General features: G+C 70.9%; 15 protein-coding genes. 6 read left to right on the forward strand and 9 right to left on the reverse strand.

Annotated elements, in window-relative coordinates; genetic code table 11:
- Positions 1 to 89 precede the first annotated feature (89 nt).
- On the forward strand, positions 90 to 3,833 hold the full coding sequence (locus tag G6O69_RS08790) for a hypothetical protein (RefSeq protein WP_176396724.1): 3,744 nt from the start codon (positions 90 to 92) through the stop codon (positions 3,831 to 3,833).
- Positions 3,834 to 3,879: 46 nt separating this feature from the next.
- On the opposite strand, the gene G6O69_RS08795 is transcribed toward G6O69_RS08790, so the two are convergent.
- From G6O69_RS08795 to sfsA, 3 genes are all read right to left on the reverse strand, one after another.
- A complete protein-coding gene (locus G6O69_RS08795; RefSeq protein ID WP_172303076.1) occupies positions 3,880 to 4,347 on the reverse strand; it encodes a hypothetical protein in 468 nt (155 codons plus the stop codon).
- Positions 4,348 to 4,411: 64 nt separating this feature from the next.
- Positions 4,412 to 5,200, reverse strand: a complete 789-nt coding sequence (locus tag G6O69_RS08800) for a hypothetical protein (protein WP_172303077.1) — start codon at positions 5,198 to 5,200, stop codon at positions 4,412 to 4,414.
- A gap of 243 nt (positions 5,201 to 5,443) precedes the next feature.
- Positions 5,444 to 6,247, reverse strand: coding sequence for a DNA/RNA nuclease SfsA (gene sfsA / locus G6O69_RS08805; RefSeq protein ID WP_172303078.1), 804 nt, complete (start codon positions 6,245 to 6,247; stop codon positions 5,444 to 5,446).
- A 154-nt stretch (positions 6,248 to 6,401) separates the two neighbouring features.
- On the opposite strand from sfsA, the gene G6O69_RS08810 reads away from it, so the two are divergent.
- The 3 genes from G6O69_RS08810 (at position 6,402) to G6O69_RS08820 (ending at position 10,114) form a co-directional block, all read left to right on the forward strand.
- Positions 6,402 to 6,671 (forward strand): hypothetical protein, encoded by a 270-nt coding sequence (locus G6O69_RS08810; protein ID WP_172303079.1) that lies wholly within the window; start codon positions 6,402 to 6,404, stop codon positions 6,669 to 6,671.
- Between the two features lie 52 nt (positions 6,672 to 6,723).
- A complete protein-coding gene (locus tag G6O69_RS08815; protein WP_172303080.1) occupies positions 6,724 to 7,737 on the forward strand; it encodes an RluA family pseudouridine synthase in 1,014 nt (337 codons plus the stop codon).
- A 181-nt stretch (positions 7,738 to 7,918) separates the two neighbouring features.
- Positions 7,919 to 10,114, forward strand: coding sequence for a hypothetical protein (locus tag G6O69_RS08820; protein WP_172303081.1), 2,196 nt, complete (start codon positions 7,919 to 7,921; stop codon positions 10,112 to 10,114).
- Between the two features lie 14 nt (positions 10,115 to 10,128).
- Here the strand turns inward: G6O69_RS08820 and G6O69_RS08825 are convergent, their stop codons facing one another.
- Together G6O69_RS08825 and G6O69_RS08830 are read right to left on the reverse strand one after the other, a co-directional pair.
- A complete protein-coding gene (locus G6O69_RS08825) occupies positions 10,129 to 11,082 on the reverse strand; it encodes a hypothetical protein (protein WP_172303082.1) in 954 nt (317 codons plus the stop codon).
- A gap of 58 nt (positions 11,083 to 11,140) precedes the next feature.
- Positions 11,141 to 11,818, reverse strand: a complete 678-nt coding sequence (locus tag G6O69_RS08830) for a TetR family transcriptional regulator (RefSeq protein WP_172303083.1) — start codon at positions 11,816 to 11,818, stop codon at positions 11,141 to 11,143.
- A gap of 58 nt (positions 11,819 to 11,876) precedes the next feature.
- Between G6O69_RS08830 and G6O69_RS08835 the strand changes: the two genes are divergently transcribed.
- A complete protein-coding gene (locus G6O69_RS08835) occupies positions 11,877 to 12,539 on the forward strand; it encodes a class I SAM-dependent methyltransferase (RefSeq protein WP_172303084.1) in 663 nt (220 codons plus the stop codon).
- Positions 12,540 to 12,541: 2 nt separating this feature from the next.
- Here G6O69_RS08835 and G6O69_RS08840 read toward each other — a convergent pair whose 3' ends face one another.
- The 4 genes from G6O69_RS08840 to G6O69_RS08855 all read right to left on the reverse strand — a co-directional run bounded on the left by G6O69_RS08840 (position 12,542) and on the right by G6O69_RS08855 (position 16,221).
- The gene (locus tag G6O69_RS08840; RefSeq protein ID WP_172303085.1) at positions 12,542 to 13,345 is read right to left on the reverse strand and encodes a phage Gp37/Gp68 family protein; all 804 of its coding nucleotides are present in this window, start codon (positions 13,343 to 13,345) and stop codon (positions 12,542 to 12,544) included.
- A 68-nt stretch (positions 13,346 to 13,413) separates the two neighbouring features.
- The gene (locus G6O69_RS08845) at positions 13,414 to 14,802 is read right to left on the reverse strand and encodes a GTPase (RefSeq protein WP_172303086.1); all 1,389 of its coding nucleotides are present in this window, start codon (positions 14,800 to 14,802) and stop codon (positions 13,414 to 13,416) included.
- 4 nt (positions 14,803 to 14,806) lie between these two features.
- Entirely contained in the window at positions 14,807 to 15,502 is a 696-nt protein-coding gene (locus G6O69_RS08850; protein ID WP_172303087.1) for a uracil-DNA glycosylase, read from the reverse strand.
- Entirely contained in the window at positions 15,499 to 16,221 is a 723-nt protein-coding gene (locus G6O69_RS08855; RefSeq protein ID WP_172303088.1) for an HAD-IA family hydrolase, read from the reverse strand. The genes G6O69_RS08850 and G6O69_RS08855 overlap by 4 nt, the downstream gene beginning before the upstream one ends.
- 127 nt (positions 16,222 to 16,348) lie before the next feature.
- Here G6O69_RS08855 and G6O69_RS08860 point away from each other — a divergent pair, with 127 nt between their 5' ends.
- The gene (locus tag G6O69_RS08860) at positions 16,349 to 17,683 is read left to right on the forward strand and encodes a dicarboxylate/amino acid:cation symporter (RefSeq protein ID WP_346017020.1); all 1,335 of its coding nucleotides are present in this window, start codon (positions 16,349 to 16,351) and stop codon (positions 17,681 to 17,683) included.
- Positions 17,684 to 17,753: the final 70 nt, after the last annotated feature.

Below are 17,753 nucleotides of genomic sequence, written 5' to 3' on the forward strand. Positions count from 1 at the left end.
CGCCCCCAATCACGAGGCGAGCGTCGAGCTCGGCCCTCGCATGGTTTTACGCTTGTGTGACACACATACCCGGTTCACCATGAGGCCCAATGAACGCCGACATGCACGAGAGTAGAGTCAGCGAGCTGGGCCAGCTGCTGATCGCCCAAGACCCCGATCCCAACCGCACGTGGGTGGGAGAGAGAGCCCTCCTCGACCGCGTCGACGCCCTGGGCAACGAGCTCCTCGATGTCCACGAGCGCCTCTCCGAAGGCAAACTCGAGCTCGATCCGGCCCCCGACGAGGACGAGCGCACCCAGCTGCTGGCGCTGTTCGTCGCGCGCGCAGGTGGGGCCGCGGCACTGCTCGCGGCCGGGCAGCGCAGCCGCGAGGCCAAGGCCCTGCTCGAGCGCTGTCGGGCGGTCAGCGAGCTACCTCATGTCCGCCGCTACTACGCCGCCGCGATTAGAGAGCCGCTCACCTTCACGCGCCTGCGCCACGCCCAGTGGTTGCTCGGCAACGGGCACCACGCCGAGGCCAGGGCCGTCGCCGCGAGCCTCGAGCGGGCCCCCGCCCCCTTCGACGCGCTCGCCCAGCGAGTCGTCGAGAGCCCCGAGGCCATCGACAGCGCCCCGGTGCTCTTCGCCATCAACGGCTTCGGCCTGCGCACCTACGGCCACCGCGACCCCTGGGAGGACGGCAGCTACGTGACCACGCGCTTCGTGACCGCGCTGTGGCTGCCCCTCGTGCCCGTCGACGCCTATCGGGTCCACGAGGCCGACGACGGCTACTACTTTCAGGGCAAAGTCCCCGTGTCCTCGGCCATGCGCTGGTGGAGACGCGGCTTGCTCGGCCTGGCGATCGCCCTCGCCATCTCGATCCCCACGCTCCGCTACCTTCAGTCACCCGAGCGCGCCCTCGCCCGGGAGCTCGGCGAGATCACCACCAGCGGCATCGTCGACGAGGATCCCGAGACCGCGCTGAGCCGCTACGAGGCTGCGGTGACGACCTATGTCGAGCAGATCGAGCAGGTCGAGCAGGGCGAGCAGGGCGAGCAGGGCGAGAGCCCAAAGGAGCCCAACGAGCAGTCTCTCGTCACGGCGAGCGAGCTGTGGGTGGCCGCGGCCAGCCGCGCGCTCTCGCAGCCGGCCAGCGCCGCGGACCTCGCCACCGTCGAGGGGATCGTCGCTCGCTTCCGGGCCATGCCCTGGGTGATGACAAAGGGCGCGCCGGCCCAGCCTCTGGTCGACGCCCTGCTCGACTGGCAGGCCCAGCTCGAAGGCGACGACGACGCCACCAACGCCCGCCTGGCCGTCCTCCAGCTCGCCGCGCCGCTGGCCGACGCTCGCCGCAGCGCTCGCGTCGCGTCCAGCCTTCATGAACTGCGCCTGAGCTCGGCCCGCGGCATCGCCCAGCGCTGGCCAGCCGAGGCCATCCGCCAGCTCGACCTGATCCCCGCCGACCCCGAGGTCCTGGCCGAGATCGCGACGATCGTCGACACGCTGCCCGACAGCCCGGCGCTCTTCGTCGAGCTCGAGCCCGAGCTCTCGCGCTGGTCCAAGCGCTGCGCCGAGGCGGGCCTGCGACCTGGCGCCCTCGAGCGCGCCAACACCCTGAGCGCGCGCGGGCAGGCGCTGCGCGACGATCCCCAGCGCGCGGCGCTGCTCGAGGCGAGCGACGAGTCGGCCCTCCGCGCCGCCCTCGAGCGAGAGCCCGCGGCCCAGGATCTCAGCCTCGCCCTCGCCGCCTCGCTGCGCAGCCGCGGCGAGCTCGACGAGGCCGCCGCGCGCCTCGACAGCCTCGGCCAGCCCGGCCACACCATCCACAATGTCCAATACCTGGCCGCGGCGATCGCCTTCGAGCGCGGCGAGCTCGACGAGGCCGCCGAGCGCCTCGCGGCCAGCGTCGACGTCCGCCTGCTGATCTTGCAGGACATCTCGCGCAGCTACGACGCCGTCTACTCGGCGCTTCGAGACGAGCTGATCGCCAAGGCCGACGCGGGCGAGGTTCCCAGCGAGTATCGAGAGGCGTTCACGGGCGACGACGACGCGATCCGCGAGGCCTTCTCCAGCTGGCTGGCTCAGGCCGAGGCCAGCGACGCTGCGCTCACCGCCCTGCGCGAGCGCTACACCCTCGCCTCCGACATCGTGCCCGCCGCCCTGCTCCTGGGCACGGTGCGCATCGAGCAGGCCCGCGCGACCGAAGGCGAGGCCCGCGAGCGCTTGCTCGCCGACGCCGAGCGCAGCTTCATGGCCATCGCAGGCGAGGCCCAGGGCATGCCGCAGTATCACGCCTCCTTGGCCCAGGTCCGCCACCGCCTCGGCCGCCCCGAGGAGGGCGACGCCCAGCTCCAGATCCTGATCGACAGCAACGACCCCGAGCAGCTGCTCTTGGCGGCCGAGACCTATCGCAACCTCGGCAAGTACGCCCGAGCCCGGGAGCTCTTCGAGCGGGCCCACGCGAAGATCTCGCTGACCGGTGAGGACCACGACTTCGCCCTGGCGGCAGCGGCCGCGTTGTCGACCCTCGCCACCAACATCGAAGACAGGCGCGCGTGGCTCGAGCGAGCCGACGAAGACACCGACTTCGTGCGCTCGAGCCTGCTCGAGGTCGACGGCCAGCTCGCGATGCGCGAGGGCAACTACGAGCTCGCCGACCGCCTCTTCGACAAGGCCTACGCGGTCAACGCAAAGCTCCTCGAGGACAGCGGGAGCGCAGCCAACCCGACCGTGGCCAACAACGCCGCCGTCTCGCTTCAGTACCGCTACGAGGCCACGGGCGACCTTCGTCACCTGCGCGCGGCGGCCGAGCTCTACGAGCGGGCGATCGGCCGCGCCCCCGACAACTGGCTCACCATCTCCAACTACGCGCAGCTCCTCGACAGCTGGGCCGAGCGGGCGCTGCTCGACGCGCTCTTGCCCACGGCTGACCTGCCACTTTCGTGTAACGACGTGGAGCTCGCCCTCGCCCAGCTCGAGCTCTCGCTCCCCCGCGACCAGCTCGACGCCGCGCGGGCTCGCGTGTCCGGGCTTCGTCAGCGAAGCCTCGACGCGCAGCGCCGCGCGCGGGCGCTCGCGCCAGGAAACCCCGAGGGCTACGACGGGGAGTTCGACGCCTCGTCCGTGGCCAACGACCTCGCCGGCCTCGAGCGCCTGCTCGGCGAAGCGCAGGCCGCTTCCTTGGACTATCGCGACGCGCGGGAGCGCCACCAGATGTGGCTCGATGGTGAACTCGACGAGAACGTCTTCGCCGCGAGCCACGGCGCGCTGCGTCGCTATGCGGCCCTGCGCGCGACCTTGGGCGACGCTGCCGAGCCCGAGCAGCTCGCCCTCATCGACTATCTCGAGTGGGCCATGCGCTACCAGCTCAACTGGCTCGCGCCCAGCCTCGAGTCCGCCCGCGAGAGCTACGCGACGGCGCCCGGCGTCCGCGAGGGACCTGCGCTCTTCGACTCGAAGAGCGCGGCGAGCGGGACCTTGCTCTTGGTCATCGCGCTCGAGCTCGCCGAGCGCGACCCGGCCTTCGCCGAGGAGCTACAGACGCGCTATCGCAGCGACTACTACGGCGTCCTCCTGGGCCTCGGCAAGCGGCCCGAGGCCCTGGCCGCGCTGCGCGAGAACCCAAACATCGAGCTCGCGATCGCCTACTTGCGCGACACCGAGGACGGGCAGCTCGGCGCCTCCGATCTCGTCCTCACCGAGCTCGCCGGAGACGCCGCCCAGCGCGAGCGCGTCCTCGCTCAGCTCGGCCAGCCCCAGGCCCGCCTGAAGCGGCGCCTCCAGCTGCTCCTCCACCCCGAGGACCGAGACTGCGCGACGCTCTACGCCCACGTCGACGCCGCCCTGGGCGAGTGAGCCCAACGAGCCCAGCGCGAGACCCGGCCGCCCCGACCGCGCCCCTTCAGCGCGGCTCGGGCTGCCAGCTCGCGCTCTGGCGCGCGCGGTAGATCGGCCGCCCGTCCTGATCGAAGGAGAAGCGGTAGGTCGCAAACACGCTGCCCCGCAGCCGCCGGACCCGCTCGACCACGAGCTCGCAGCGCATCTGCGGGCCGATCGCCCCCATGCCGCGAAAGCGGGCCTCGTGGATGTTGGTGCCGAAGCCCACCCAGCCCTCGCTCATCAGCAGGCCCAGCGAGCACACGGCGTGGATGTTGCCCAAGGTCCCGGTGATCTGAACCATGACCACGCCGGGCACGTGCTTGGGCTGGCCGGGCCACGCTCGCTGGGCGCGGACGAAGGGCTCGTCGGCCAGGCGAGCCGTGTCGCAGATCCCAACAACCCGCTCCTCGTCGAGCTCGACGACGTCGTGGATGTACCAGTGCTCGGGGGTGTAGAGGCTCTCGTCGGCGAAGGGCGCGGGGATGGGCACGGGCGCCATCATATCGCCGCGCCTCGACCCACACGCGGCCGAGCTCGGCGAGATCCGGCCGAGCTCAGCGGGCTCCCGGCAGCGGCGGCTCCCAGGGCGAGGCGTCCTCGGTGGGCGCTCGCACGCTTCGCTCGGCCTGCTCTTTTCGCCACTGGCCCACGAACCTCGTCGCGAAGCCGGCATCGCTGGTCTTCGTTCCGATCGCGCCCTCGCTCCCCTCGACTTCAAACGCGGAGCCAGAGCTCGAACCAGACGCGAGAGCGGGCGCGTCGATGGCTCGACTGGCGCTTCGCGTGGCTGCGCCCGGCAGCGGCGGCGCCTCGCCGACCTCGGGCGGGGGCGCGCCGAGGTCGAGATCTTCGTCATCGCTGTCGTCATCGCCGTCATCCCCGTCATCGTCATCATCGTCGCTCGCGTAGATGGAGCCGAAGTCCAGGTCCGGACCGGGCTCCGCTTCGCGTGGCTCGCGTGCCTCGCTCGGCTCGGGCGCGTCGAGGTTGCGCGCGCCCGGCAGGTGGCGCCCCTGCGGGCCGAGGTCACGGGCCCCGAGGGTCGAGGTCGGCACCCGCGGATCATCGATGATCACCTCCCCCACCTGGGCCTGGCCCTGCGCCTCGGGGGGGATCCAGGTCGGCGCCTCGACGTACTCGCCGAGCACGCGATCGCGCAGGTCCGAGAGCGCGGGGTTGATCTCCTCGCGCGCGCCCTCGATCAGCTCCTGGGCCTCGGGGGTCTCGCTGATCGCGTCGACGTGATCGGCGAAGGTCTTACCGCCGAGGTCGACGGCAAAGGCCGCCCACAGCCCCAAGACGAGGACCGCGAGGCAAAGCAGGGTCCGCAGCGGACGAAGCACCGGGCCCAGTCTCCCGCGGGCCGGGCCGGGCCCCAAAAAAACCGCACCTTCGACTACACGCGCGGACGTTCAGGGATCCTAGAGCGGCGATCAGTTTGGAGGCGTGCTCTCAGGTGCGTCTGGGCGGTCTCGTGGCGAGGAGCGAGGCCGAAGCTGTGGTGGACCCACTGTGAGCGCCGAGCGACAAAGACCACGGGGCCGCCCAGATGTGCCTGAGGGTGCGAATCCAAACTGGTCGCCGCTCTAGCCCTCGGTCTTCGGCGGGTCCGCCCGCGACCAGCCCGAGCAGGCCGCCCGCTCGGCCCGCCAGCGCTCCCGAGGCTGCGTGTCGTAGACCCGCAGATCCACGGGGATCTCGCGCAGGACCTCGTAGGCCGAGAGCGTCGGTCGGATGCACACGGCTCGAAAGCGCACGCCGGCCTCGCCTGCTTCGCGGGCGGTCGCGGCGAAGGTCGGGTCGTGGACGTCCGAGGGCCGGATCCCCTGGGCGTCGGGGCGCTGGATCGTGAACAGCACCGAGGCCTTGGCCCCGCCAGCGACCTCGGCCATCAGCGCCCGCAGGTGCTCGCTCGCCCGGGCGCTGACCGAGTCGGGGAAGTAGCCGCGGCCGTCGGGATAGACGAGGTGGGCGTTCTTGACCTCGATGAAGTGAGGCGTGGCGCCCTCGAGCAGAAAGTCGATGCGCGAGCGCTCGCCGTAGCCGACCTCGCGGCGCAGCGCTCGGTAGCGACGCAGGCCCGGCAGCACCCGCGCGGCCAGCAGCGCCTCGACGATGCGATTGGGGACCACCGTGTTGGCCCCGACGATCATCCCTGCTTCCTCGGTCAGCTCCCAGGTGTAGCGGAGCTTGCGCGTGCTGTCCTCGGGCACCTTGGACACCCAGCAGCGCGCCCCCGGCCGGACCTGGCCCTCCATGCGCCCCGGGTTGACGCAGTGAGCCCGCACCCGCGGCCCCGAGTCGAGCTCGATGACCGCGATGAAGCGCTTGTAGCGGCCCACGAGGCGACCCGGGAGCAGCTTGGTCTCGTGCGGCACGCGGAGCAGCACCCGCGCTGCTTAGACCCCATCGCCGCATCGGGCAAGCGCGCCTGAACCCTCGTGCAGCGCGCCTGGCCGGTCCTGCGCGGGTCCCTGCCCCATCCGAGCCCGCCCACCGCCGCAAAATTCCCGGGTTCGCCGGGGCCTGTGGCAGACTTGGGGCGTGGCCCAGCAGATCATCGACAACGAAGCCCGCGCTCAGCAGCTCGCCCGGGCGATCGCCTCGGACATCCAGCTCTACAACAAGGCCAAGATCGAAGAGGGGCTGCGCAACGACAATTTCTTCGAGCTGCTCGGCGAAGAGATCACTGAGGGCCGCGACCTCTTTCGCAGCCGCGTGACCCCCGAGCTGTTCCGGCGCAACTACTTCGACCGCGCGATCGTCGACCGGGTCATCAAGACGATGGCCAACCTCGACACGACGATCTGGTAGCGCCCCCTCCGGCCCCTTGGGCCGACGACTTCCGGCCCCTTGGGCCGAGCACATGACAGACCCCATCGAGCTCGAGCTCGGCGAAGGCGCCCTCGGCCAGCGCCTGGATCGCGCTCTGGTCAGCGCCCTCTCCCAGCGCCCAGGCCTCGAGTCGCTGACGCGCTCGCAGCTGGCCCGGGCCTTCACCGAGGGCGCCGTCCAGGTCGACGGCAAGCCGGCCAAGGCCTCGATGAAGCTCGAGCGCCCGGTCCACGTCCGCGTCCGCCTGCCGCCGGCGCCCGACCTGGCCCACGCCTTCCCCGAGGCGATCCCCCTGGCGATCGTCCATGAAGATCCCCAGCTGCTGGTGATCGACAAGCCCGCGGGCATGGTCGTCCACGCCGGGCCGGGGCACGCGCGCGGGACCTTGGTCAACGCGGTGCTCCATCACCTCGGCCAGCGCCCGGGCGACGCGGCTGGCTCGGACGACGCCTCGAGCCTGCCCTCGCTCCCGGGCAACGGTCCCGAGCGCCCCGGCATCGTCCACCGCCTCGACCGCGACACCAGCGGACTCTTGGTCGTCGCCAAGACGGCGGCCGCCCTCGAGCGCCTCGCCCAGCAGTTTCGCACGCACAGCATCGACCGCGCCTACCTCGGCGTGGTCTTGGGTCGGCCGGACTTCGAGCGGCGCCGGATCGAGACTCGCCACGGCCGCGACCCCGGGGATCGCCGACGCTTCGCACCGGACCAGGGCGAGCGCCGGGCCGTGACCGAGATGACGCGCGTGCGCCAGCTCGGCGAGGACGCGGCGCTGCTGCGCTTCGAGCTCGAGACGGGGCGCACCCACCAGATCCGCATGCACGCGCGCCACGTGGGTCACCCGATCTTCGCGGATCCGCTCTACGGCCGCCGACCCAAGCAGCCGCGGCTGCGGGCCCTCGCCGATGGCCTGGGCCGCCACGCCCTGCACGCGGCGGTGATCGGCTTCGATCATCCAGACCCCGCCCGGGGCCGCGTGCGCTTCGAGTCGCCGCTCCCGCCAGAGCTCGCGGCCCTCGTCGAGGCGCTCGAGCGGCCCCGCACCTGAGCGCGGCCTCGGCCCAGACATCGCAGGGTTCACAGCGCTCGGCTCGAATTGCGTCGAGCGAGAAGGGCCCCGAGCCGGAGACAATTCGAGCTTGTCCGCCCCAACTCTCCGGCTACGCTCCCCCGCTATGCTGGTGCGGCGCCCGTGGAAATTCGTCGGATATCTTGGACTTCTGGGGCCTTTGGCGTGTGTTCCCGAGTCCCCTGGCAGCGAGGAAGCCGAGGACTCGGTCGGCGCCACGCAGACTGATACGGATACGGGAGCGGAATCGAGCGAGCTCGAGACGACGGACGACACCAGCGACGCGGGGACCAGCGAGACCGACGCCGACGACGAGAGCGAAACCGATCTCGACACCGACACCGACACCGACACCGACACCGACACCGACACCGACACCGTGGACACGGGTTGGATCCCCGACATGGGCCAACCCCAGCCCTCGCCTCCAGCCGTCGAGCTCGCGGTCGGTCGCTTTTTCAGCTGCGCCCGCCTCGAAGACGGCAGCGTCGCCTGCTGGGGCTACAACGAAGTCGGTCAGCTCGGCCAGGGCCACGCCTACGACCTCGGCGATGACGAGCTCCCCTGTGGCCGGGTCGAGATCGGCGGGCCGGCCATCGCCATCGGTGCAGGTGACGAGCACGCCTGCGCCCTGCGGGACGACGGCCAGGTGTTTTGCTGGGGCTATGGCTTCAACGGCGCCCTCGGCCAGGGCAACGTCAACAACATCGGCAACGACGAGCGCCCCATCGACGTCGGCCCCGTCCCGCTCACGGAGCCGGCCACGGCGCTGTGGGTCGGACCCGAGCACAGCTGCGTCCGCACCGCTGGCGACGAGCTCGTGTGCTGGGGGCGAAGCGGCTGGAACAGCCCGGTCTTGGGCTACGCGGACCCCGAGCTATTCGTCGTCGGCGATGACGAGCTGCCCAGCAGCGTGGGCGTGATCGACGTCGGCGGCCTGGTCGAGGACATGGCCCTCGCCAACGGCTACAGCTGCGCCCTGCTCGAGGGCGGGGCCGTGCGCTGCTGGGGCCGCTACGGACCGAGCCTCGGCCAGGACCCCGGCGAGGCCATCGGCGACGACGAGCCGCCCTCCGCGGCCCCCCCTGTCGAGCTCGGCGGGCCCGCCATCGCCATCGAGGCGGGCGCCGGCCACATCTGTGCGCTCCTCGACGATCACAGCTTGCGCTGCTGGGGCAGCAACGCAAGCGGTCAGCTCGGCTACGGCCACACGCTGCCCGTCGGCTTCGACCCCAGCCCCGCCGAGGCCGGCCCCGTGCCCCTCGCCGAGCCGATCATCGATCTGAGCCTCGGCGCCTCGCACAGCTGCGCCATCGGAGAGTCCGGCGCGCTCTACTGTTGGGGGCACGCCTCCGCCATCGGACACCCCGAGCTCGAGGGCTCCAACCTCGGCGACGACGAGCTGCCCACCGCGGCCGACGCCCTCGAGTTTCCCGGCCCGGTCACGGCCGTGTCTGCCGAGTTCTTCCACAGCTGCGCCCTGGTCGACGACGAGCTCTACTGCTGGGGGAACGGCTCCCGCGGCGCCCTCGGCTACGGCGACACGCTCTCCCTCGGCGACGACGAGCCGCCCGCCAGCGGCGGCCCCGTCGAGATCGCCTGCGCGGACTGCTGCGGCCTCCCCGAGCCGGCCCCCGACGTCCTCGACGGCGTCAGCGACGGCTGGCTGGAAATCCGCAGCGTCGGCGACGGGGCCCCGCCCATGGACTTCCACGTCGGCGCCGAGCTGCGTCTGCAGGGCACGCACTGGGGCTGCGAGGGTTGCAGCGACAGCTACACGATCCGCCGCGCCAGCGATCACACCCTCCTCGGCCTCTACACCTTCGGGAACGACTTCTCCCCGAGCCCGGGGATACTCGCGGCCCTGGACCTGGACGCCGCGCAGTGGCTCGCCCCGCTGAGCTTCGCCGCCGTCGACCCGATGCTCTGCCCCACGCAGGAAAACGAGTGCATGGGCGTGGGCAAGCGCATCGCCCTCGACGTCGCTCACGAGGGAGATGCGAGCGCGAGGATCCTCGATCGCAGCCGCGAGCTGGCCGGCGGCGGCTACATGATCTCGACCCCCTTCATACAAGACTGGGAGTTCGCGGGCTGCGGCGACGACTCTGCGGCCCATACGGTCGTCGCCCTGCGCCGCGACTGCGCCCCCGACTGTGGGGAGCCGAGCTGGGCCGAGAGCTGCACCGATCCACTCGATCCGCAGACACAGCTCGACTACGTCTCCTTCTTCCCCTATGGCGACCCCTACGAGATCGCCTACGACGCCGCCTGCACCGTGCTCTTTGTCGAGCCCAAGGCCAACTGGACGTGGCGCTTCGAGCTCGACTGCACCGGCCTGCTGATGAAGCCCGAGTGACGCGTCGGGCTTCATCAGAACATCTCTTCGTCATCCTCGGAGTCGGAGCCCGAGTCGTAGTCCGTCCCCCCCGGAAAGCTCTGATAGGTGCCGGTCTCGACGTACTTGTCGAGATCGCTCTTGCTCACCTTCAGCGACTCGGCCTGGCCCTTCCAGATCTGCCCGGGGTAGGGGCTGAACTCGACGTTGATCCCACTTTTCTTCACCGCGTTGTTCAGGCGGATCCAGCACGTCCCGCACGGCCGCTTGACCCCCGCGATGATCGCCGGACCGCGAAAGTTGGCGGCCTCGAGGATGTCGATGAATTTCTCCTCGATGTGACGCCCACGGTTGTTGCCCTCGAGCACATAGTAGAGCCGCCCGGCGTGCGTGGGACTGAGGGCCTTGATCGCCGCATTTTTGTTCTTGCAGTCCAGCGCCTCGGCGACCTTCGTCATCAACATTGTGTATATTTGATAGGCCTCGTCATAAGAGGCCAGATCGGCCAGCTGGTCGACGTCGAAGCCATCGACGTCCACGGAGAAGTCGAAATTCGCGAGGCGCTCGAGCTTGGCGACGCTGCGCTTCGTTCGCTCGTGGGTCTCGCCCGACTTGCCCCACACCCTCCCCAGCGCGTTGGCGATCTCGTCGGGATCGTTGATGACCTCGGCCAGCGCCCGCGTCGGCGTGTCCTTGTTCGTCCCCACGAACAAGCTGTCGTTCGCCCACATCATCTGAATCTCGATGGGCTTGGCCTTCTTCACCTTCTTGAGATAGGGGAAAAATTGCCGCGACACATGGCGCAGCACCTGTGACTCGCGGTTGCCCATGAAGGACCGTCGAGGTCGCTTCTTGATGCCGTCGGTGTTCCAGCCCGGCTGCGCGCGGCCCATCATTCCGTGCCACTTCACGTCTTTTCCGGGGTTGTACTTCGCAATACCCGCAGGGCTCTTTTTCTTCTTCTTGTCCCGGGTCTGCTGCTTGGGCATCGCAGATGGTGGTTTCGGACGACCTCCAATGTCAAAAATTCGGCGCGCTAACCCGGTCTCAGGGCTTGTTTCCAAGTAAATTTTCGCGGACCCCCGACACGCGCCGAGTCTCGTCGAGGTGCGCCGTGTACACGCCGAGCATCTCGGCCACGACCGCCGCGTAGGCTTCGACCTCGCCTGACGTCCGCGGCTGGCGAGAGAAGGTCTCACCGAGGCTGCTCAGCGTCGTGGCGATCACTTCGCGGATCAGCGCGCGCTCGCCCGTGGGCGCGCGCGGACACAGGCCATCGACGAAGCGCTCCAGGGCCGCGAGCGCCTCGGCCTGCGTCTGCTCGCGCTCGGGCAGCGCACGATAGCCGGGCGCCTCTTCGCCCAGGGCCTCACGAAAGGGCGCCTCGGCGACCTCCGATCGGATGTAGGCGAAGACCAGGGCCCGCATGCGCTCGCTGGCCGGCGCGCCCTCGTCGTCGAGGATCTTCAGCAGCGCGCCGGTGGTCTCGCGCCACTCGTCGCACTGGAGCCGAAACAAGATCGCGGCCTTGTTGGGGAAGTACTGATAGAGCGAGCCGACGCTGACCCCCGCGCGCTCGGCCACTCGCTTCATCGTGAAGCGCTCGGCGCCCTCGCGGTCCAGAACCTGAACCGCCGCGGTGAGGATCGCCCCCACGAGCTCGGCCGAGCGAGCCTGCTGCGGCGCTTTTCTCGAGTAAAGCTGCGGGGTTTTGGCCTTGCTCATCCGCCTCGCCCAAACGCGAATCGCCAGCCCGGGCGATCCCCGCCACGTTAACACGGTGATGAGCACCCTGTCCCGAGCACCCCTCCCCGCCCTGCTCGAGCGCCTGTTCGCCGAGAACGCCGCGCCCTTGCCCGAGCCCACCGGCTTCACGCGCGAGCAGCTCCAGGCGATGGTTCACAGCAAGACCGACTACCTACGGCTCTACGCCGCGTTCGAAGCCGTCCCGCTCGCGGTCTCGCAGGCCACGGCGCGCCTGCTCTACATGCTCGCCCGCAGCACCCGGGCGCGGACGATCGTCGAGTTCGGCGCCTCCTTTGCGATCTCGACCCTGCACCTGGCCGCGGCCCTGCGCGACGGCGGCGGCGGCCTGGTCATCACCACCGAGTTCGCCCCCGCGAAGATCGCCCGCGCCCGCGCCAACCTGGCCGAGGCCAACCTGGCCGACCTCGTCGAGCTCCGCCCCGGCGACGCGCTCGAGACCCTCGCCCGCGACCTGCCCGAGACCATCGACCTCGTGTTCCTCGACGGCGCCAAGGCGCTCTACCGCGACGTGCTCGATCGCGTGGAGGCCAGGCTGCGACCGGGCGCGCTGGTCATCGCCGACAACGCCGACATGTGCCCGGACTACGCGAGCTACGTGCGCGACCCGGGCAGCGGCTATCTGTCGCTCGGGCTCCCCGACGACGTGGAGCTGTCGATGCGCCTCGGCCAGCGCGAGTAGCGTCAGCAGCCCGCCGCGAGCTGCCGCTCGAGGATCTCGACCCGCCGATGCCGCTCCGCCCGGGCCGGAGGCGACGCCCGCTGAAGCGCCGGCAGCTCGTCGTGGGTGCGCCCCTCGAGCTCGCGGCCGGCGAGCTTCTTTCGGAGCCCACCCCACTGCTTGAAGAAGAAGGGGACGCCAGCCACCTGGCACTGATCGCGGATCGAGAGCGCCCACTCGGGCTTCATCGGCCTGGCACCAGGGCCGCTCTCTCCCCCCACGATCACCCAGTCGATGCCCGAGAGATCGACCTCGCCGAGGTCCTCGAGCAGCGGCTCCACGGACAAGAACTTGATGCCGGCTGTCGTCTCGCGCAGCTCGTCGATCCTCGGCAAGCCCCAGCGGCGGTCCTCCACGCTGACACCGAGCCAGATGTGCTTGTGATCTGCGAGCTCGGGATACTCGCGCCGGGTGAAGTCACGGAGCCTGCGCGCGCGCTTGGTCAGGACTTGATAGATGTGCCAGTTGGCCAGCATCATCGTGTCGAAGACGGCGCCCACGTACGTGTCTGGCACGCCCTTGTGAAACAGGTCGCTCATCGAGTTGACGAAGATCGTCCGCGAACGCGACCAGCGCAGCGGATCTGCCAGCTTCTCGGGCACCAGCCGAAGGTCGAAGCCCTGCTCGTAAGGGTGCCCCGGCGTCCCACGCCATCGCTCCGAGAAGGTCTGAGCGTAGCAGTGCTTGCAGCCCGGGCTGATCTTCGAGCAGCCCCGGACCGGGTTCCACGTGGCGTCGGTCCATTCGATGGCGCTCCCGTCGCTCATGACTGCGATCCTAACTCAGGGCGGATCATCGACTGTATCGATCCCCGACGACCCTCTCTGCGCAGGGCTCACTTGCCGATGCAAAAGCGAGAGAAGATCGCGTCGAGGATCTCCGCCCCCATCGGCCCCAGCGCCGCCCGCCCGGTGATCTCCCCCAGACGCCGGTCCGCCACGGTCAGCGAGAACGCGGCCAGCTCGAGGCCCTCTCCGCCGGCCAGCAGCGCCCGCGCTTCGACGAGCGCGGCCAGAGCTTCGGCCGCGCGCTCGCGGTGGCGGGCCAGGCCGATCCACTGCTCCCCCGGAGGCGAGAGCGCGTCGCCGATGGCCGCGCGCAGCTCGTCGAGGCCGGCGCCCGTGTGCGCGCTGACTCGCAGCCAGCCCTGGCGAGGCGAATCGACCTCGAGGTCGGCCTTGTTCTCGACGCGCAGCTGCGCGAGCGCGGGGATGTCCTCGCTGCCGGCGGGCTGATCCGCGCCCTCGACCCAGACGATCAGGTCCGCGCCCTCGAGCTGCTCGCGGCCCAGGGCCACGCCGGCGCGCTCGAGCTCGTCGGCCGTGTCCTCGCGCAGGCCGGCGGTGTCGACCAAGGTCAGCTCGACCTCTGCGTCGACGCCGAGCTTGGGCACGCTGAGCTCGGCCTCCAAGAAGTCCCGGGTGGTCCCGGCGAGGTCCGAGACCAGGGCCCGGCGCCGGCCCAGGAGCGCGTTGAAGAGCGCGCTCTTGCCTGCGTTGGGCGGGCCCGCGATCACGACTCGCGCGCGGCTTCGGGCTCGACGCCCGGCCTCGAAGCGCGCCAGCCAGCCCTCGACCCGGGCGGCCAGGGCCTGGGCGGTGGCGGCGAAGCGAGCCTCGTCTGCGGCGGCGACGTCCTCGGGGAAGTCGAGGTTTGCCTCGATCTCCACGCGCAGCTGCCCGACCCGGGCGCGCATGTCCTCGACCTCTTCGCCGAGCTCGCCAGCGACCAGGCGCCGCGCCTGCTCGAGGGCGGCCTGGGTGCGCGCGCCGATCAGCGCGGCCACGCCCTCGGCCTGGTCCAGGGTCATGCGGCCGAGCTCGAAGGCGCGGCGCGAGAAGTCCCCGGGGCCCGCGGCCACGGCCCCCGCGGCCAGGCAGGCCTCGAGGACCTCGGCGACGTTGCGCTCGCCGGCGTGGATCTGCAGCTCGACGACGTCCTCACCAGTGAAGGAGCGCGGCCCAGGCATGACGACGACCACGGCCTGCTCTGTCCCGTGCTCGACTGGCTCGCTCGCCGCGCCCGCGTCTGCCTCAGGGCGCAGCCTCAGGTGGCGCAGCCCAGCCCGGCGCGCGGCCGGGAGCGCGCCCTCGACGAGGGCCGCGGCGACGCGCGTGGCCGCGGGTCCGCTGATCCGCACGATCGCCACGCCACCGTCGGGCGTACCCGTGGCCACCCCCGCGAGGGTGCTGCGCTCGTCGCTGAGCGTCTCGCCGATCCCCATGGGTTCAAGCCTCGCGCGTCAGCGCGGCCGCCCGCGCGAACACGGCGCGCAGCATCGGCCGGGTCAGGCGCTTGGTGAAGGTGTTTTGCTGGCTGGGGTGGTAGCTGCCCAGGAGCGTGTAGGGCCCGACCTCGACCTCGACCTCGTGGCCAAATTTGGGCTTGGGCCGGACCCGGTGCCCGCGCGCGGCGAGCAGGCGCAGGGCCCCGTCCCAGCCGAAGTTGCCCAGGGCGACGAGCACCCGGACCTGGCTCAGCAGGCGCAGCTCCTCGTGGGCGAAGGGCAGGCAGGCGTCGCGCTCGTCCACCGTGGGCTTGTTGGCCGGCGGCGCACACTTGACGATCGAGGTCACCCAGGCCCCGCGCAGGGCCAGGCCGTCGTCCTTGGCTCGCGCGCTGGCTTGGTTGGCGAAGCCAGTCTCGTGCAGGGCGCGGTAGAGCCAGTCGCCCGAGCGGTCTCCGGTGAACATGCGCCCGGTCCGGTTGGCGCCGTGGGCCGCCGGGGCCAGGCCGACGATCAGCAGCCTGGCCTGCGGGTCACCAAAGCCCGGCACCGGCCGACCCCAGTAGGTCTCGTCGATGAAGGCCGCCCGCTTCTTCTCGGCCACCGCCTCGCGCCACTCGACCAGACGATCGCAGGCCCGGCAGCGGGTCACCTGCTTCTCGAGGGTGGCCAGCGACTTGGCGCGCCGGGGGCTCAACGCTGGGCCTCCGCCACCGCCCCCGCCTCGAGCTCGGCGACCAGGGCGACCACCGCCGCGAGGTCGGGGACGGTCCACGCGGCCGAGGACGCGCCCTCGATCATCGGCGTGGCCCGGTGCTCGCGGCCGCTATCGCGGACGACGTGGACCGCCGGGATGCCCAGGCGCTGGCAGGGCTCGAGGTCGTGGTAGCGCGACTGAGCGACGTGCAGGTGATCGCGCGCGCTCAGGCCCAGGCGCGCCCGGGCGTGCTCGAAGAGCGCCGAGTTGGGCTTGTAAGCGCGGACCTGCGCCGAGGTGAAGCGCGCGTCGAACTCGACCTCGAGGGCCGCGGCCGTCCCCGGCGCGAACAGGTCCTCGTCGATGTTCGAGAGCAGGACCAGGCGGTGGCCGGCGGCCTTCAGCGCGCGCAGGGCCGCGACCGTGTCGGGGAAGGGTCGCCAGCTCGGCAGCGCCTCGACCAGGGTCTCGAGCTCGTCGGCCTGGGGCGCGAAGCCAAGGTCCTTGGCCATGCCCGAGAAGGTCCGGCGCAGGACCTCGCGGTAGGGACGGTAGGCGCCGGCCTCGACCGCCGACTCCGCCCGGGCGAAGGCCGCCAGCACATCCTCGGAGGAGCAGACCAGCTCGTGGCGGGAGATCACTGGCTGCATGGCCGCGACGATCCCCGACTCCCAGTCGATCAGGGTCCCGTAGCAGTCGAAGGACAAGGTCTTGGGCACGGGGCGGATGCTAGCAGCACGCAGTGATCGGAATCCACGGCCCGCGGACGCGACATGACCCGGGTTTTGCGCGCGAAGAGCCCTCCGTGGTCGTTGACCCCGCAGCCTCAGACGAGACACTCGCCCGGTGAAGCGCGAAGTCGAGACCTTCGACCCCAAGACCCTGCTGGCCAAGATCGAGTTCTTGCTGCGCAGCAAGCTGTGGGCCCAGATCATCGCCGCGATGATCGCCGGCATCGGCGTGGGCCTGCTCCTCGCCCCCAGCGGCGTGGGCCTGCTCTCGGCCGAGACCGCGCTGCTCGTCGCCGACTGGGTCGCCCTGCCCGGCGGGGTCTTCCTCGGGCTGATCCAGATGGTCGTCCTGCCCCTGGTCACGACCTCGATCGTCGTCGGGCTCAACTCCACCGGCGACCGCGAATTCCTCGCCAAGGTCGGCCTGCGCATCGCCCCCTACTTCGTGGCGACCACCGCCGTCGCCGTGAGCATCGGCGCGGGCCTGGCGCTGCTGATCCGCCCCGGCGACTACGTGGACTCGGCGCTGATCGCCTCCGTCGGCGAGGCCGGGGGCATCGCCACGTCGACCGAGCTCCCCGAGCGCAGCATCCCCGAGCAGCTCACCGCGCTGATCCCCACCAACCCCCTCGAGGCCCAGCTCGACCAGGCCATGCTTCAGGTCGTGATCCTGGCGATCGTCGCCGGCGTCGTGCTGGTGACCATGCCCGAGACCCAGCGCCGGCCGCTGCTCGAGCTCGCCGAGGCGATCCAGCAGGCGACCATGAAGGTCGTCAGCTGGGCCATGGCGATCGCGCCCCTGGCCGTGTTCGGGCTGCTTTGTGACATCACGATCCGCGTGGGCTTCGACGCGATCTTGGGCATGAGCATCTACGTGGGCACGGTGCTCCTCGGCCTGCTCGGCCTGCTCACGGTCTACCTGGTGATCGTCGCCGTGTTCGGCCGGCGCGGCCCCCTGAAGTTCCTGGCGGCGATCCGCGGCGTGCAGCTGCTCGCCTTCTCGACCTCGAGCTCGGCCGCCGTCATGCCCCTGTCCATGGCCACGGCCAAAGAGGAGCTCGAGGTCGACGCCCCGGTGGCCGACTTCATCATCCCCCTGGGCGCGACCATCAACATGGACGGGACCGCGCTCTATCAGGTCACCGCCGCGATCTTCTTGGCCCAGGTCTACGGCATCGAGCTCACGACCACGGCGCTGATCATGATGATGGTGACGACGATCGGAGCGTCGATCGGCTCGCCGAGCACCCCCGGCGTGGGCATCGTGATCCTCGGCACGATCCTCACGGGCATCGGTGTCCCGGCCAGCGGCATCGCGCTGATCATCGGCGTCGACCGGATCCTCGACATGAGCCGCACGGCGGTCAACGTCAGCGGCGACCTCACGGCCTGCGTGGTCATGAACCGCTGGCTGGACCGCGGCGAGCCGACGCCCACGCAGGCGGCCTGAATTTCGCGCTCGTGCGCGCTGCACCGCGCTCGAATCGTGCCCTGCGCCACACGGCGGTCGCTGCGGCCCT

It is taken from the genome of Pseudenhygromyxa sp. WMMC2535, from assembly GCF_011083025.2.

What these genes read in the sequence shown, in the direction of transcription:
- G6O69_RS08790 (WP_176396724.1), top strand. Translation starts at nt 90, where the DNA reads ATGAACGCCGACATGCACGAGAGTAGAGTCAGCGAGCTGGGCCAGCTG.
- G6O69_RS08815 (WP_172303080.1), top strand. Translation starts at nt 6,724, where the DNA reads ATGACAGACCCCATCGAGCTCGAGCTCGGCGAAGGCGCCCTCGGCCAG.
- G6O69_RS08825 (WP_172303082.1), bottom strand. Translation starts at nt 11,082, where the DNA reads ATGCCCAAGCAGCAGACCCGGGACAAGAAGAAGAAAAAGAGCCCTGCG.
- G6O69_RS08830 (WP_172303083.1), bottom strand. Translation starts at nt 11,818, where the DNA reads ATGAGCAAGGCCAAAACCCCGCAGCTTTACTCGAGAAAAGCGCCGCAG.
- G6O69_RS08835 (WP_172303084.1), top strand. Translation starts at nt 11,877, where the DNA reads ATGAGCACCCTGTCCCGAGCACCCCTCCCCGCCCTGCTCGAGCGCCTG.
- G6O69_RS08840 (WP_172303085.1), bottom strand. Translation starts at nt 13,345, where the DNA reads ATGAGCGACGGGAGCGCCATCGAATGGACCGACGCCACGTGGAACCCG.
- G6O69_RS08845 (WP_172303086.1), bottom strand. Translation starts at nt 14,802, where the DNA reads ATGGGGATCGGCGAGACGCTCAGCGACGAGCGCAGCACCCTCGCGGGG.